Annotated in this window: 13 protein-coding genes; 5 read left to right on the top strand and 8 right to left on the bottom strand. The window is 66.0% G+C overall.

Translation table 11 applies throughout. The features are described 5' to 3' along the window. Positions 1-88: 88 nt before the first annotated feature. The 5 genes from ABWP84_RS11805 to ABWP84_RS11785 form a co-directional block, all read right to left on the bottom strand. A complete protein-coding gene (locus ABWP84_RS11805; protein WP_353212231.1) occupies positions 89-1,423 on the bottom strand; it encodes a glutamate--tRNA ligase in 1,335 nt (444 codons plus the stop codon). Beyond that, complete coding sequence (locus ABWP84_RS11800) at positions 1,420-1,818, bottom strand: hypothetical protein (protein ID WP_353212230.1); 399 nt, start codon at positions 1,816-1,818, stop codon at positions 1,420-1,422. Before ABWP84_RS11800 ends, ABWP84_RS11805 begins: the two co-directional genes overlap by 4 nt. 74 nt (positions 1,819-1,892) lie before the next feature. Beyond that, positions 1,893-3,326 carry a pyruvate kinase gene (gene pyk, locus ABWP84_RS11795; protein WP_353212229.1) on the bottom strand — a complete coding sequence of 478 codons (1,434 nt, stop codon included), beginning with the start codon at positions 3,324-3,326 and terminating at the stop codon, positions 1,893-1,895. A 101-nt stretch (positions 3,327-3,427) separates the two neighbouring features. Continuing rightward, a complete protein-coding gene (locus ABWP84_RS11790) occupies positions 3,428-4,702 on the bottom strand; it encodes a glycerate kinase (RefSeq protein WP_353212228.1) in 1,275 nt (424 codons plus the stop codon). A gap of 90 nt (positions 4,703-4,792) precedes the next feature. Continuing rightward, positions 4,793-5,425 carry a GntR family transcriptional regulator gene (locus ABWP84_RS11785; RefSeq protein ID WP_353212227.1) on the bottom strand — a complete coding sequence of 211 codons (633 nt, stop codon included), beginning with the start codon at positions 5,423-5,425 and terminating at the stop codon, positions 4,793-4,795. A gap of 24 nt (positions 5,426-5,449) precedes the next feature. Between ABWP84_RS11785 and ABWP84_RS11780 the strand changes: the two genes are divergently transcribed. Beyond that, on the top strand, positions 5,450-6,523 hold the full coding sequence (locus ABWP84_RS11780) for a tartrate dehydrogenase (RefSeq protein ID WP_353212226.1): 1,074 nt from the start codon (positions 5,450-5,452) through the stop codon (positions 6,521-6,523). Positions 6,524-6,615: 92 nt separating this feature from the next. Continuing rightward, positions 6,616-7,854 carry an MFS transporter gene (locus ABWP84_RS11775; RefSeq protein ID WP_353212225.1) on the top strand — a complete coding sequence of 413 codons (1,239 nt, stop codon included), beginning with the start codon at positions 6,616-6,618 and terminating at the stop codon, positions 7,852-7,854. Positions 7,855-7,863: 9 nt separating this feature from the next. On the opposite strand, the gene ABWP84_RS11770 is transcribed toward ABWP84_RS11775, so the two are convergent. Continuing rightward, entirely contained in the window at positions 7,864-8,571 is a 708-nt protein-coding gene (locus tag ABWP84_RS11770; protein WP_353212224.1) for a CBS domain-containing protein, read from the bottom strand. Here ABWP84_RS11770 and ABWP84_RS11765 point away from each other — a divergent pair. Then, positions 8,561-9,691, top strand: coding sequence for a TAXI family TRAP transporter solute-binding subunit (locus ABWP84_RS11765; protein WP_353212223.1), 1,131 nt, complete (start codon positions 8,561-8,563; stop codon positions 9,689-9,691). The genes ABWP84_RS11770 and ABWP84_RS11765 overlap by 11 nt on opposite strands. Before the next feature lie 8 nt (positions 9,692-9,699). Here ABWP84_RS11765 and ABWP84_RS11760 read toward each other — a convergent pair whose 3' ends face one another. Together ABWP84_RS11760 and ABWP84_RS11755 are read right to left on the bottom strand one after the other, a co-directional pair. After that, the gene (locus tag ABWP84_RS11760) at positions 9,700-10,653 is read right to left on the bottom strand and encodes a tripartite tricarboxylate transporter substrate binding protein (RefSeq protein ID WP_353212222.1); all 954 of its coding nucleotides are present in this window, start codon (positions 10,651-10,653) and stop codon (positions 9,700-9,702) included. Positions 10,654-10,698: 45 nt separating this feature from the next. Then, positions 10,699-11,604 carry a dioxygenase gene (locus tag ABWP84_RS11755; RefSeq protein WP_353212221.1) on the bottom strand — a complete coding sequence of 302 codons (906 nt, stop codon included), beginning with the start codon at positions 11,602-11,604 and terminating at the stop codon, positions 10,699-10,701. A gap of 161 nt (positions 11,605-11,765) precedes the next feature. Between ABWP84_RS11755 and ABWP84_RS11750 the strand changes: the two genes are divergently transcribed. Together ABWP84_RS11750 and ABWP84_RS11745 are read left to right on the top strand one after the other, a co-directional pair. Further along, complete coding sequence (locus tag ABWP84_RS11750) at positions 11,766-12,821, top strand: uroporphyrinogen decarboxylase family protein (protein ID WP_353212220.1); 1,056 nt, start codon at positions 11,766-11,768, stop codon at positions 12,819-12,821. A 63-nt stretch (positions 12,822-12,884) separates the two neighbouring features. Then, positions 12,885-14,387 carry an NAD(P)/FAD-dependent oxidoreductase gene (locus ABWP84_RS11745; RefSeq protein ID WP_353212219.1) on the top strand — a complete coding sequence of 501 codons (1,503 nt, stop codon included), beginning with the start codon at positions 12,885-12,887 and terminating at the stop codon, positions 14,385-14,387. The last annotated feature ends 657 nt before the right edge of the window (positions 14,388-15,044 follow it).

The following is a 15,044-nucleotide window of genomic DNA, read 5'->3' as shown; positions in this document are numbered from 1 at the left end:
CCATGGGGCCAAAGGGCAGTGGGCGCAAGCGCGGGTTCAGAAGGCTGGCGGGCCGGTGAAGCATCTCAACCCCTCCGGCCTTGGGAATTCAGGCTTGAATCGCCGCGCGCAGCCTCTCCTCAGCCCGCGCCCGGCCGATCAGCGGCAGCAAATCCTTCAAATCCGGGCCATGATCCTCGCCGGTCAGGGCCTGGCGGAGCGGCATGAACAGCGCCTTGCCCTTGCGGCCGGTGGCGGCCTTCACGGCATTGGTCCAGTCGGGCCAGGTCATTGGCGTGAAGGGCTCTGGCGGCAGGGTACCGAGTGCGGCACGCAGGAACTCGCCCTCACCCTCCAGCACAGCGGGGGGAATATGGCCGGCGGCGACATCCCACCACGCCCGGGCCTCGCTCATCATATCCAGATTGCCGCGCACCACCGTCCAGAAATGCTCGGTCGCCCCGGCGGGCAGGCGGGGCTGCGCCTCGGCAAAGGACATCTCGTGCAGCAATTTGCGGTTCAATGCCAACATCTGCCGCGGGTCAAACCGCGCTGAGGATTTGGAGACTGCCGCAATATCAAAACCGGGCGCCAGATCAGCCGGCAGGCCGGGGCGCGGGTCATGCGATGTGCCAAGGGCCGCCAGATATCCCACCAGCGCCGCCGGCTCCACGCCATCGCGGCGCATCTGCCGCAGGCCGAGCGAGCCCAGGCGCTTGGAGAGCGGCCCGCCATCGGCATCGGTGAGCAGCGGCAAATGGGCGAAATGCAGCTTCGCGATATTCGCACCGAGAGCGGCGAAGATATCGAGCTGCACCCCGGTATTGGTTACATGATCCTCACCACGCACGATATGCGTGATGCCCATGTCGATATCATCGACCACCGAGGTGAAGGTGTAGAGAAAACTGCCATCGGCGCGGATCAGCACCGGGTCGCTGATGGGAGGGAGTTTGACGCTGCGCGCGCCCAGCACGCCATCATTCCATTCGCGTGAGCCCTGGCTCAGCTTGAAGCGCCAATAGGGCGCCTTGCCATTGGCGAGTGCGCGTTCGAGCTGCCCCTGGGTCATTTTCAGCGCGGCGCGGTCATAGACCGGTGGCTTGCCCTGCTTGGCGCGCTGCTCGCGCTTGAAGCGCAACTCTTCCTCGCTTTCGAAACAGGGGTAGAGGTGGCCGCTGGCCTTGAGCTTCGCCGCTGCCGAATCATAGAGCGCGGTGCGGTCCTGCTGGCGCACCGGCCCGGTGAAGGCGATGCCCAGCCAGCCCAGATCCTCCTCGATGGCGGTGGCGTATTCGGGGCGTGAGCGCTCGGTGTCGGTGTCATCCAGGCGGAGCACGAACTCACCACCATGCTTGAGTGCCAGCAGCGCATTGGTCACCGCGATGCGGGCATTGCCCACATGGAGGAAACCGGTGGGGGAGGGGGCGAAGCGGAGTTTCATGCCTCTTCTTCGTCCAAGGCGCGGCGCGGGTCTATGGCCCGCCAGTCCCGCTGTTCCGACATCTTCAGGGGACGCTCGGAAAAACCCTTCAACTCGGCCTTACTGGACCAGGCGCCGGCCTCCGCGCCATGCACCTCTGCATCCTCGCCAAACATGAACCAAGCCTCGATCACCTGCTCGGGCGCCATGCCACGGGCGCGGCAGATTTCCATGCTATCGCGCACATAACGCCGGGCGAAGGTATTGGCATGACCCAGCGAGCCAAAGCCGCGCACCTCCTCCACCGGGTCTGACCCATTGGCGCCGGAGAGGTCCATGATCCTCACCGAAATGCCCTTCGCGGCTTCGCGCATGGCGAAGATCGGGTCGGGTTGGGTTTCGTCGTCGTGCTGCATTGCCGCGTTTTAGAGCGGTTTCGGGTCAACAGGAAACGGTGCGGCGCTGCATTCGCGTTATTGGGATCGGCCCGTTACCGCACCGCAGCCACCCGCAGCGCATTGGTCGTCCCTGGCGTGCCAAAGGGAAGGCCGGCAGTGACCACCACCTCATCGCCCAGCTTGGCAAAGCCCTCAGCCAGCGCCGCCCTGGTGGCGCGCTTGGCCATTTCGGTCATTGAGTGGATTTCTTCCACCACCAGCGAATGCACGCCCCAGACACAGGCCATGCGCCGGGCCGCCGCCTGCGTCATGGTCAAGCCCAGAATGGGGCAATCCGGCCGCTCGCGCGCCACCCGCAAGGTGGTGCTGCCGGTTTGCGAAAAGGTGACGATGGCCTGCGCGCCAATGGTATGCGCCACCTGCCGCGCCGCGGCGGCGATGGCCGAGGCGGAGTTGCGTTCCGGCTCTGGCCTTGCGGCATCGGTCAGGCTGCGCCAGCCGGGATCCTGCTCAACGCGCGCGACGATGCGGTTCATCATCTCCACCGATTCCTGCGGGAATTGCCCGGCTGCGGTCTCGGCGCTGAGCATCACGCAATCGGCGCCATCAAACACCGCCGTTGCCACATCCGAAGCCTCGGCCCGGGTGGGTGTGGGGGCGGTGATCATGCTCTCCAGCATCTGGGTGGCGACCACAACCGGCTTGCCCAGCGCGCGGGCGGCACGCACGATGCGCTTTTGCACCAGCGGCACCTCCTCGGTCGGCAGTTCGACGCCCAGATCACCGCGGGCCACCATCACGCAATCGGCGAGTGCCAGGATGGCATCCATATTCTCCACCGCCTGCGGCTTTTCCATCTTCACCATGATGAGTGCCCGCCCGGCGGCAATCGCCTGGGCCTCGGCCACATCCTCGGCCCGTTGGACGAAGCTGAGGCCGATATACTCAATGCCCAGGGGCAGGATGAAAGCGAGATCGGCACGGTCCTTTTCCGTCAGCGCCGGAATGGGCAAGGGCACATCGGGCACATTCACGCCCTTGCGGTCCGACAGCGCACCGCCATTGATCACCTCGGTCTCCAGGTGATCATTCTCCCGCACCCGCGTCACCCGCAACCGCAGCTTGCCGTCATCGAGCAGCAAGGTGGTGCCGATGCGCGCGGCATTGATGATTTCGGGATGCGGCAATTGCACCCGGCGCGCATCGCCCGGGGTGGGATTGAGGTCGAGGGTGAAGGATGACCCATTGGTCAGCGTCACCCGCCCGCCGCCGAACTTGCCCACCCGCAGCTTGGGGCCCTGGACATCGGCCAGCACGCCCACCGGGCGGCCCAGCTTTGCCTCAACCGCGCGAATGGCCGCCAGCGTCGCCGCATGCACCTCGTGACTGCCATGGGAGAAATTCAGCCGGAACACATCGGCACCCGCGCGAAACAATTTCTCGATCATCTCCGGATTGGCACTGGCGGGGCCCAGCGTCGCGATGATCTTCGTCCGCCGATGCCGTCGTAGCGCAATGCGGGCCATGATGATTGTCCTGACAGGGTTGTTCGGGTGCTGGGCGCCAAGCGGCGTGGGGAATGTGTTGACGGTCTGAACGGGCGGGGCCTGCCATATGCGCCCCCTTTTCAGCCAATGATCACCGCCCGCACATCATTGACGTTGGTCAGCGTCGGCCCGGTGATCAGCAGCGTGCCGGCGCTTTCGAACAGCGCGTAGCTGGTATGGGTATCGAGGCAATGCTGGGCATTGAGGCTGGACTGGCCGATTGTATCAGGCGTGAGCCAGGCGCCGGCGGCATCGGAGCGGCCATCAATGCCATCGGTATCAGCACAAAGGGCCCAGATGCGCGGATGGGCTTTCAGCGCCAGGGCCATGCCCAGCAGGCATTCCGTGCTGCGCCCGCCGGAGCCTTGGGTGCCGGCGGGCATGGTCACCGTGGTCTCCCCGCCCGAGAGCAGCACGCAGGGCCCGGCAAGCGGCTGGCCATGGGTGGCGGCCGAGAGGGCCATGCCGGCCAGAACGGTGCCCAATTGGCGGGCTTCGCCTTCCAGCGCGTCGCCCAGGATGAGGGGGGTGAGGCCATGCGTCTGGGCCGCTTTGGCCATGGCATGCAGCGCCATCATCGGCGTGGCGATGAGGTGGAAGCTGGTATTGGCCAGGGTTTTTGGGCTTTCCACCGCTGCCGCTTCCAGCTGCGCCTGGGCGGCGGCGGGTAGGGTCATGCCATAACGCGCGACGATGGCGCGGGCTTGGGCGAAGGTCGTCGCATCGGGCACGGTGGGGCCGGAGGCAATGGTGCCCGGGTCATCGCCCGGAACATCCGAGATGGCGAGGGTGACCACGCGGGCTGGATGCGCCGCCGCCGCGAGCCGGCCGCCCGAGAAGGCGGAGAGGTGTTTTCGCACGCAATTCATCGCCGAGATGGCCGCGCCGGAGCGCAGCAATTCCCGGTTCACCGCGATCATGTCATCCAAGGTGAGGCCCGGCGCGGGCAGGGTGGAGAGTGATGAACCCCCGCCTGACATCAGCGCCAGCACCAGGTCATTCTCGGTGAGGCCCTGAACCATGGCCAGCATGTCGGCCGCGGCGGCCGCGCCCTGGGCGTCCGGCGTGGGGTGACGGCCAAAGCGCACAGCGATGCGCCGATTGGCCGGCGGGTCGGGCAGGTCGGCGCCATGGGTGGTGACGACGAGGCCATGCAGCGGCAAATGCGCCCAGGCGGTTTCAACCGCTAGCGCCATCTTGGCCGCGGCCTTGCCCGCACCCACCACGATGATGCGCCCCTTGGCAGGCGGTTCGGGCAGGTGCGGTGCGAGGCAGGTGAGCGGGTCCGCCGCGTCGATTGCGGCCTTCCACATGGCCATCAAGGCGGCATGGGCGCTGCTGTCATTCCAGGTCATTGGCGCCTTTCCTCTAGTGGATACAGACTAGGCTGGCGGGGATTGAAAAAGCAAATCGAGACTTGTATGCAAGTTTCCATGGATCAACCCTCATGGCAGCAGCGCCAGCATCTCCCGTGCCGCCCGGCCGCGATGTTCGGCGATGGTCATGCGGGCGGTATTGGCATCGCCCGCATCCAGCGCCTCGATCAGCGCCCAGTGCTCGGCGGCAGAAGCGGCGAGCGGGCGCCCGCCCAGGGTCAGCAGCCGCGCGCGGCCCGCCAGATCCAGCGCATTGGCCGCCCCGGCCTCAAGCCGTGCATTGCCGCAGGCGCTGAGCAGCAGGCGGTGGAAGGCATCATCCGCCTCGGCCCAGGCGCGGCGGCGGCCTTCGGACAGCGCCTGTTCCATCTCCGCCGTCAGCGCCCGCAATTCGGCCAGGGCAGCGCGGGCGGGCGCGCGCGCCAACCGCGCAGCGGCCGCACCCTCAAGCGCGATCAGCACCTCATATACATCGGCCACATCACCGCGCGCCACCGGCACCACCAGCACGCCGCGCTTGGGGATGACGCGCAAAAAACCCTCGGCCTGCAGCCGCAGCACCGCCTCATGCACCGGGGTGCGGGACATGCCCAGCCGGGCGGCGATCTCGGGTTCGCTGGCGGTGCTGCCGGGCGCCAGAGAGGCATCCAGCACCGCCTGTTTCAACGCGGCATAGGCCGCCGCACCCAAACTTGCATTCATGCTTCCATGCTAAAGGAATAAACCATGCGCCGCCACCACATTGCTGCTATCCCAGGGGATGGCATCGGCCAGGAGGTCATCCCCGCCGGCCTCGAAGTCCTCACCGCCCTGGCCGAACGCCAGGGCTTTGCCCTTGATGTGGAAACCTTCCCCTGGGGCAGCGATTATTACCGCCAGACCGGGCGGATGATGCCCGAGGATGGGTTGGACACGCTCAAGCCGTTCCACGCCATCTTCTTCGGCGCGGTGGGCGATGCGCATCTGCCCGATGACCTCACACTGTGGGGCCTGCGGCTGAAAATCTGCCAGGGCTTTGATCAATATGCCAATATCCGCCCCACGCGGGTGCTGCCTGGCCTGACCTCGCCGCTGCGCGAAGTGTCACCCGGGGATATCGACTGGGTGATCGTGCGTGAAAACTCCGAGGGTGAATATGCCGGCCATGGCGGCCGCGCCCATCGCGGCCACCCCGAGGAAATCGCCACCGAAACCGCGATTTTCACCCGTGCTGGCGTCACCCGCATCATGCGCACCGCCTTTGCCATCGCGGCAAAACGCCCGCGCAAATTGCTCACCGTCGTCACCAAATCCAACGCCCAGAAGCATGGTATGGTGTTTTGGGACGAAATCGCCGCCGAGGTTGCCGCCGAATTCCCCACCGTGACCTGGGAGAAGGAGTTGGTGGATGCCATGGCCGCGCGCATGGTCCGCCGGCCCCAGAGCATCGACACCGTCGTCGCCACCAACCTCCATGCCGATATTCTGTCGGATCTGGCCGGGGCGGTGGCGGGCTCGCTTGGCGTCGCACCCACCGCCAATCTCGACCCCTCGCGGCGCTTCCCCTCGATGTTCGAACCCATCCATGGCTCGGCCTTCGATATTGCCGGCAAGGGCGTTGCCAATCCCGTCGCCACTTTCTGGACGGCGGCGATGATGCTGGAACATCTGGGCGAGGCGGTGGCTGCTGCGGCGCTGATCACCGCGGTGGAGCAAGTCTGCGCCGCCGGTATTCTCACAGCCGATGTGGGCGGCAGCGCCAATACGGCCGCGGTCACCGCCGCTGTCGTCGCCGCCATCAAGGGGGCCAATGCCGCCTGAGGGCGGGTGGTGCCTGGCCGGCTAGCCCAGTCGCCATGCGCTGTAGGATGATGTCCTAATACAAGCCTCCAGCACAGAACAGGGATACCAGCATGAACGCGAAGGAATGGGCCTGGGCGAGCTATGACATCGCCAATTCGGCCTTCCCCACCGTCATCTCCACCTTCGTCATCGCCACCTATTTCACCGCCTCCGTGGCGGCCAGCCCGGTGGAGGGGCAGGCGATGTGGGCCTGGATGCAGGCGCTGGTGGGGCTGACCGTCGGGCTGCTCTCGCCGGTGCTGGGTGCCGTGGCCGATGCTGGCGGCCGCCGCCGCGGCATGCTGCTGGTATTGACCTTATTGACGGCCCTGGCCACGGCGATGATCTGGTTCATCCGGCCCGAACCTGGTTATGCCGTGACGGCGCTGCTGCTGGTGGGCATCGCCTCGATCGGCTTTGAACTCGGCACGGTGTTCTACAATGCCATGCTCCCCGGTGTGGCCCGGCCCGAGGCGATGGGCCGCGTCTCCGGCATAGGCTGGGCCATGGGCTATGGCGGGGGGCTCGTCTGCCTTGCACTCTGCCTCGTGCTGCTGGTGCAGCCCGACCCCGCGCTCTTCGGCCTGAACCGCGAGGCGGGGGAGCATATCCGCGCCACAGCCCTTCTTGTCGGTGCCTGGATGATGATATTCTGCTGGCCGGTGCTGATCGCGGTGCGCGACCCGGTGCAGCGCCCGCCCATCCGTCAGGCCATCAGCACCGGGCTGAGCGAGATTGCCCGCCTGCTGCGCAGCCTGCCGCGCGAGCCGGTGCTGGCGCGCTTCCTGCTGGCCCGCCTGTTCTACACCGATGGGCTGAATACCCTCTTCGCCTTTGGCGCCATTTATGCGGCGGGCCGCTTCGGCATGGGTTTTTCCGAAATCCTGCTCTTTGGCATCCTGCTCAACATCACCGCGGGGCTGGGTGCGCTGCTGGGGGGCATGTTGGAGGATGGGCTGGGTTCGCGGCGCACCGTGCTGCTCTCGCTGGGTTGCATCATCCTCATCGGCCTGGGGTTGCTGCTGGTGGAAGGCAAGACGATGTTCTGGGTGCTGGGCGGTGGCCTGGGCCTGTTCTTCGGCCCCGCCCAGGCGGCCAGCCGAACCTTGATGGCGCGGCTGGCGCCACCGGGCGAGGTGGGCGCCTGGTTTGGCCTCTTCGCGCTCTCCGGCCGGGTGACGGGCTTTATCGGCCCGGCACTGCTGGCCATCGCCACCGCCGCCTTCGCCAGCCAGCAGGCGGGCATGGCGGTGGTGGTGGGACTCATGGCCCTGGGTTTTGTGGTGCTGTTGACGGTGCGGGCGCGGTAGTACCCGCCCTCAAATCCCCGCCACATAGGCCATGGGCATGGGCACCGTATTGTCCACCACGCCGCGCACCCCCGGCACCCCCAGCGCCAGCACATGCATGCCGCGCCGCGAGCCCGGCACCTGGCAAAAGCCCTCAAAACTGACCACGCCGCGCGTCACCGCCACGGAGGAGTAATAGCCGCTCGACCAAGTCTCCCCCCGCAGCGCCTCGACCACCGCCTCGCGGATCACATCATCCCCTGCCGGGGGCGCCTCCGCCTCAGGCATGGTGAGGGCGCGCAACAGGTCGGCGCGGCTGACCAGCCCGACCAGCCGCCCCTCATCAAGCACCAGAACCCGGCGGATTTGCCGCTCCTCCATCAGATGGGCGATGTCGGCGGCGGTTGCGGTTTCCGCCACGCTCACCACAGCCTCGGTCATGATGTCACGCGCCACGGCGCCATGGGTGCGGGCATAGCGCTCAGCCCGGCCCGCCGGGTCGGCGAAGATGCGGGCCAGCCAGCCGGGCTTGGTATCGGCCAGCCCGGCCAGACGGCGCACCAGATCAGCCTCGGTGACCATGCCCAGCACCTGGCCCTGGCTATCCACCACCGGCACGGCGGAGATTGACCGCTCCGCCAGCAGCAGCGCGATGTCATGCACCGGGGTTTCGGCCAGGATACTGACGACGCTGCGGGTCATCAGCCTAGCGGCGGTGGGGTTGTTGATGTCCGGCATCGGAGCCTCCTGGCGTGTGATCGGCCAAGCCTGCCCCGCCATCGCGTGGCGCGCCTTGACCGACATCAACAATGGCTCCGCCAATTGGGGGCTTTCCGCCGCCTGCGCGCATGGCTATCTCTCACCCAACGCCACAACCCGGGAGAAAATGCCGATGTCCACACTGACCCGCCGCGCCGCCATGGCCCTGCCGCTGCTTGCCGCACCCGCCGCCCGCGCCCAGACCAACCAGATGGCAATCGCCACCGGCACCACCGGCGGCGTGTATTACCCGCTGGGTGGCGCGCTGGCGAATTACCTCACCCGCGGCATTCCCGGCACCTCCGCCACCGCCGAGGTGACCGCCGGCTCCACCGCCAATTTCCAGCTGCTGGGCGCCGGCCGGGCGCAGATCGTCTTCGGCCAGGTTGATGCGGCGGTGGATAGCGTGCGCGGCGCCGGCCAGTTCCGCGGCCGGGTCGTCCCCACCCGCGCCATTGCCGTGCTCTACACCAACCGCATGCAGGTGGTGACTACGGCGGATCGCAATATCCGCTCCATCCAGGACCTCAAGGGCAAGCGCATCTCCACCGGCGCGCCGCAATCGGCGACCGAGCTTTTCGCAGCCCGGCTGTTGGAGGCCGCCGGCCTCAACCTGGCCAGTGATTTCCGTGGCCGTGAGCGACTCTCCCCGGCCGAGAGCACGGCGGCAATCCGCGATGGCAAGATCGACGCGTATTTCTTCGTCTCCGGCGTGCCGACCAGTGCGATCACCGACCTGGCCGCAACACCCGGCACGACAATGGTGCTGGTCGATCATGACCAATATGCCGAGCGCATCGTCGCCACCAATGGCCCGGTCTATTTCCCCGAGGTGATCCCCGCTGGCACCTATCCCGGCCAGACGGCGCCGAACCGCCAGCTCAGCGTCGCCAATATTCTGGCAATGCGTGAGGATGCGCCCGCAGCGCTGGTGACCCAGGTGCTGAATGTGCTGTGGCAAAACCGCGAGGATTGGGCGCGGGTGCATGCCGAGGCGCGGGGCTTCACCCTCGATGTGCAGAAAACTGCCGCCGCCGGCGTGCCCTGGCACCCCGCCGCGGCGGCGTTCTGGACTCAGGCGGGCGCGCGCCTCGCCTGAGGCTGGCCTCAGTTCAAGGTCAGGCGGCGCAGCTGCGCCGCCTTGGTCTCCACATCGGATTGCAGCCGCCGGGTGAAAGCCGCCCGATCAAGAAAGAAATTGGCCGGCTGGCTGCCCGTTCGGGCGGCCGCGCGATAGGCGGCGGTGCCGGCCGCCGTGGTGCAGGCCGTCTCCAGCGCCGCAATCCGCTCCTCCGGCGTGCCGGCGGGCACGAAAAGCCCGCCAAAGCTGGCCGGCAGCACATTGAAGCCCTGTTCGACGGCGGTGGCCGAATCCGGAAAATCAGGGTGCCGCTCACTGTCGAACACGGCGAGGATGCGGACATCATTTCGCCCTGCCGCCGAGCCCAGCACGATGGAGCCGACATCAAGGCGCCCGGTGATCACCTCGGTCATCACCGCCGCATCGGCGCGGAAGGGCACATGGGTGAACTCGACCCCCGCAGCACCAGCCCATTGCTCCATGGCCAGATGCGGGATGGAGGTGACGCCGAGCGTGCCATAGGTCAGCCGCCCCGGCTGGGCCCGCGCCGCCGCCTGCAAATCCGCCAGGCTGCGGATCGGGCTATCCGGCTTCACCACCAAAGCCATGGAATTGTTGAAGACCTGGCAAACCGGGCGGAAGCTGTCCACCCGCAGCCCGCTGCTCGCCTGCGTCACCGGCAGCACGGAGGCGACGAGGGCGGGCACAAACAGCACCGTATAGCCATCCGCCGCCGCCCGGGCGACCGAGACCGAACCCACCGCACCCGCCGCACCATCGCGGTTGATCACCACCACCGATTGCCGCAGCAAGGGTGACATCTCGGCCGCCAGGGCCCGCACCAGCAAGTCGATCGCATTGCCGGGCGGATAGGGCAGCACGAATTGCAGCGACCGGCTGGGAAAGGCCTCCTGCGCCCATGCCGGGCTGGCAAGGACGAGAGCGGCGGCGGCTGCCGCAAGGCGGCGACGGATGAGCATGGTTGTTTTCTCCCAATAAGGCGTGGTGCGGCGGGTAAAGCGGCCTCAGCCGGTCGGCATGAGCTTTGAGGGGTCTGAACCCACCCGACCACCCGCGCCATCGCTGGCGGGGGAGAGGGTGAAGTCATAGCGAATGCCCGGCAGGTTCGGTAGCGGATTGCCCTCCAGCCCGGCGCTCTGGGTGATCACCAGCGAGGCCGAGACGCCAAACACCGTGTCACTGTCGATATGCGGGTCATCGCCGAAATACAGCGCGGTGATCAATTCACGATGCCCCGGTGCCGCCACCAGCACATGGATATGCGCCGGGCGGAAGCCATGCCGGCTTTGCTGGCGCACCAGCGCGCCCACCGGGCCATCCATCGGGATGGAATAGCCCACCGGCTTTTCGGTGCGGAAATGGAAGCGGCCCTCGGCATCGCAGCGCAGCCGGCCGCGCATATCCATCACCGAAGGATCATTGGCCTGCAAATCATATTGCCCTTCGGCATCGGTCTGCCAGACATCGATCTCGGCACCCGCCACGCCATGGCCCGCAGGGTCGGTGACCTGGCCGAAGATCACGATCTCCTCGCCTTTCATCGCGCTGATGATGCTGCCGCCGAGCGCAATCTCCGGTGCCTTCTCGCGGAAGAAGGGGCCGAGCAGGCTGGTCTCGGTTGCCGCCTCGTCGCGGCCTTGGCTGTCATGCATCAGATTGACCAGCCGGGAGAGCCCCAGCACATCCGACAGCAGGATGAATTCCTGCCGGTAAGGCGTGCACATCTGCCCCACCGCGGTGAGAAAGCCGATGCCCTTGAGCCATTCCTCGGGGGTGAGTTTCACCTCGCGGGCAAAATCATGCACATGGCGAACGGCAGCTTCCATGATCTCACGCAGGCGCGGATCGGTGGTCAGCGCCATCTGCTCGAGCACCGCCTTGGTCGTCGAGTCGATATCCAGATCCTGCACGGTCATTCTCCTTCGGGCGCGGTGGGAGGGCAGGCTACAAAAGCCCGCACACGGCGTCGCCCCCAATCTTGCAAGGCAAGGCAGTGGCTGCAATGCCCCCGGCTTGCCGCGCGGGGATGCCTCGGCCATCGTCCATCCATATTGCCGGAGAGCACCACGCCATGACCAAAACCCTTCTGCCCACCACCGTCGTGGGCAGCTATCCGCAACCGGATTGGCTGGTGGATCGCGCCATTCTGGTGGGCAATAATGTCGTGCCCCGGGTGCGGCTGAAGGCCATTTGGCGGGCGGCTGAGGATGCTCTCGAACAGGCGCAGGATGACGCCACCCTGATCGCGATCCGCGATATGGAGCGGGCGGGCATCGACATCATCACCGATGGCGAAATGCGGCGTGAGAGCTACTCCAACCGCTTTGCCCTCGCCCTGGATGGCGTGGATGTGGACAACCCTGCCATCGTCGTGGGCCGGGCGGGCAAACCCACGCCGGTGCCGCGCATCACGGGCCCGATCCGCCGCCGCCACGCGGTGGAGGTGCGCGACGTGGAATTCCTCCGCGCCAATACCGACCGGCAGATCAAGATCACCCTGCCCGGGCCCTTCACCCTGTCGATGCAGGCACATGACGAGTATTATGGCGACCCGGAAGCCGTCGCCATGGCCTATGCCGAGGCTGTGGCGGAGGAGGCGCGGGACCTCAAGGCCGCTGGCGCCGATATCATCCAATTCGACGAACCCTGGCTGCAGGCGCGGCCGGAACAGGCGATGCAGTTCGGCGTGAAGGCGCTGAACCGGGCGCTCGAAGGCGTGCCGGGGCCAACCGTGGTGCATTTGTGCTTTGGCTACGCCGCGATGGTGGCGGATAAGCCCTCGGGCTATTCCTTCCTCTCGCAACTGGCCGATAGCGCGGCCGAACAAATCTCCATCGAGGCGGCGCAGCCCAAGCTGGATCTGGGCATCCTCGCTGATCTGTCGAATAAGACTATCATGCTCGGTGTGCTGGATCTGGGCTCGGCCGAGGTGGAGAGCCCCCAGACCGTGGCCGCACGCATCCGCGCCGGCCTGCGGCACGTGGCGGCCGAACGCCTGGTGATTGCGCCCGATTGCGGCATGAAATACCTGCCCCGGGCGCGCGCCTTCGGCAAATTATCCGCCATGGCGGCGGGGGCGGCGATAGTGCGGCAGGAATTGGCCGGGGATTGCCGCGGGAAAGGGTGATCGCGGCCTGAGCCCGACAGGGCTATAGTGGAGCCAACGTCCCCAGCCGAAGAAGCGCAAACCATGCCCGACACCGCCATCCTGCACTCTCCTGCCGCGAACGCGAAGGCCGAGCATTTCGACGTGCTGATCGTCGGTGCCGGGATTTCCGGCATCGGCGGCGCCTATCACCTGCAGCAGCAATGCCCGGGAAAAAGCTTCGTCATCCTCGAAGCGCAGGACAGTTTCGGCGGGACTTGGTGGACGCATAAATATCCCGGCATCCGCTCGGACAGCGACCTCTATACGTTCGGTTATCGCTTCAAGCCCTGGACCGGAGCGCCGATCGCGACCGCCGAGGAAATCCGCAAATATATGGGCGAGGTGATCGAGGAGAACGGGATCGAGCCGCATATCCGCTACCACCACCGGATCGCCACCGCGGCCTGGTCGAGCGCGGAGAACCTGTGGAGCATCGAGGCCCGGGTCGGCGATACCGGCGAGGTGGTGCGCTTCACCGCGAATTTCCTGTGGATGTGCCAGGGCTATTACCGGCACGAGGAGGGCTATACGCCGCAATGGCCGGGGATGAGCCGCTTCCAGGGCCGGATCGTGCATCCGCAGACCTGGCCTGAAGATCTGGACTATGCCGGCAAGCGCGTTGTGGTCATCGGCTCGGGCGCGACGGCCGCGACGGTGGTCCCGAACATGTGCGACACGGCAGCACATGTGACCATGCTGCAGCGGACACCGACCTTCTTCCGCACCGGGCGCAACGCCATCGAAATCGCCGATGAGCTGCGCAAGCTGCAAGTGGATGAAAGCTGGATCCATGAGATCGTGCGGCGGAAAATCCTGTTCGAGCAATCGGTGTTCACGAAGCGCAGCTTCGAGGAGCCGGAGAAGGTAAAGCAGGAGCTGCTCGGCCTGGTGGGCGCGCATATCCCGGCGGAGACGGTCGAGGCGCATTTCACGCCGAGCTACCGGCCCTGGCGGCAGCGTATCGCCTTCGTGCCCGATGCCGATCTGTTCAAGGGCATTGCGGCCGGCAAGGCCTCGGTCGTCACCGATGCGATCGAGACCTTCGATGAGACCGGCATCACGCTGAAATCCGGCCAACATCTGGATGCCGATATCGTGGTCACTGCGACCGGCTTCCATCTGAACGTGCTCGGCGACATCGCCTTCAGCATCAATGGCGAACCGCTCAATTTCCACGAGACCGTGACCTATCGCGGCATGATGTTCACCTCCATCCCCAATATGGCCTGGGTATTCGGCTATTTCCGCGCAAGCTGGACATTGCGGGCCGATTTGGTGGGGGATTTCGTCTGCCGGCTGCTGCGGCAGATGGACGCCAAGGGCGCCAGGCGGGTGGAGGTGCAGCTGCGGCAAGAAGACCACAACATGCCGCTTCTGCCCTGGATAGACGAGGAGAGCTTCAATCCGGGTTATCTCATGCGCGGCATCCACCTGCTACCGAAGCGTGGCGATAAGCGGGGATGGCAGCACACCCAGGATTACTGGGCGGAGAAGGATGAGTTCCCGTTGATCGACCTTGACGGCGAGGAGTTTGTTTATGGATGAGGTTTTTCAGCCCGGTCCAGGCTGACCGAAAACCTATCGGAAAAATCGTGCGTCAGGCCAAGGGATGGCGGGTTTTGATATCGGCCGCTGCAGCGGCGCGGGCGCAGGCCTAGCTGGGCGTTCCAGCCGGCCACCCAATCCTGGGACCGAACACCAGCCAGAAACAGCCTATTTGTGGGGTGCGGCTTCAGCCTTGGTGCCGCTGGCCTTGGCCACCCCCTGTTGCGCTTCAGCGGTGGAGGCGGCTGCTTCGTTCTCTGGTATCGTCTGACCTTTGGGATCTGCTGGAGTGGATATTATCTGAAAGGGTTGGCGATCAGGGCGGTTTTGGAATTTTCATGGGCATAACCGGAGGATTTATACTGCTTGTGAAACTAAACCCTCCCCCGCTCATATTACTACTAACACCTCTAGTACTAGAATCTACACTAGTAAAATCTCGCACGTAGAGACCCGGCGGCCCAGCACCTCCTGCCAGCGCCTCCAGGACGTCCTCGGATAGCTCGTCGCTGGCTTTGGCGGTGCTGCTGGCCTCAGCCTTAGCATCGCTAGCCTGTGCTGCTTCCTGCTAGGCTTCAGGGATTGGGTATGAGTTCTGCGCGGCGCCCGCCCAGCCGTTAGGCTGCTGAATGCGACAAGGCCAATTGCCCGCCGTAA

Source organism: Rhodovarius sp. (genome assembly GCF_040399605.1).
Lineage (GTDB): Bacteria > Pseudomonadota > Alphaproteobacteria > Acetobacterales > Acetobacteraceae > Rhodovarius > Rhodovarius crocodyli_A.
This window is presented reverse-complemented; position numbering and strand designations above follow the sequence as displayed.

Excerpts from the sequence above, each read along its gene's own strand:
- ABWP84_RS11805 (WP_353212231.1), bottom strand. The coding sequence starts at position 1,423 with ATGAAACTCCGCTTCGCCCCCTCCCCCACCGGTTTCCTCCATGTGGGC.
- ABWP84_RS11800 (WP_353212230.1), bottom strand. The coding sequence starts at position 1,818 with ATGCAGCACGACGACGAAACCCAACCCGACCCGATCTTCGCCATGCGC.
- pyk (WP_353212229.1), bottom strand. The coding sequence starts at position 3,326 with ATGGCCCGCATTGCGCTACGACGGCATCGGCGGACGAAGATCATCGCG.
- ABWP84_RS11790 (WP_353212228.1), bottom strand. The coding sequence starts at position 4,702 with ATGACCTGGAATGACAGCAGCGCCCATGCCGCCTTGATGGCCATGTGG.
- ABWP84_RS11785 (WP_353212227.1), bottom strand. The coding sequence starts at position 5,425 with ATGAATGCAAGTTTGGGTGCGGCGGCCTATGCCGCGTTGAAACAGGCG.
- ABWP84_RS11780 (WP_353212226.1), top strand. The coding sequence starts at position 5,450 with ATGCGCCGCCACCACATTGCTGCTATCCCAGGGGATGGCATCGGCCAG.
- ABWP84_RS11775 (WP_353212225.1), top strand. The coding sequence starts at position 6,616 with ATGAACGCGAAGGAATGGGCCTGGGCGAGCTATGACATCGCCAATTCG.
- ABWP84_RS11765 (WP_353212223.1), top strand. The coding sequence starts at position 8,561 with ATGTCCGGCATCGGAGCCTCCTGGCGTGTGATCGGCCAAGCCTGCCCC.
- ABWP84_RS11770 (WP_353212224.1), bottom strand. The coding sequence starts at position 8,571 with ATGCCGGACATCAACAACCCCACCGCCGCTAGGCTGATGACCCGCAGC.
- ABWP84_RS11760 (WP_353212222.1), bottom strand. The coding sequence starts at position 10,653 with ATGCTCATCCGTCGCCGCCTTGCGGCAGCCGCCGCCGCTCTCGTCCTT.
- ABWP84_RS11750 (WP_353212220.1), top strand. The coding sequence starts at position 11,766 with ATGACCAAAACCCTTCTGCCCACCACCGTCGTGGGCAGCTATCCGCAA.
- ABWP84_RS11745 (WP_353212219.1), top strand. The coding sequence starts at position 12,885 with ATGCCCGACACCGCCATCCTGCACTCTCCTGCCGCGAACGCGAAGGCC.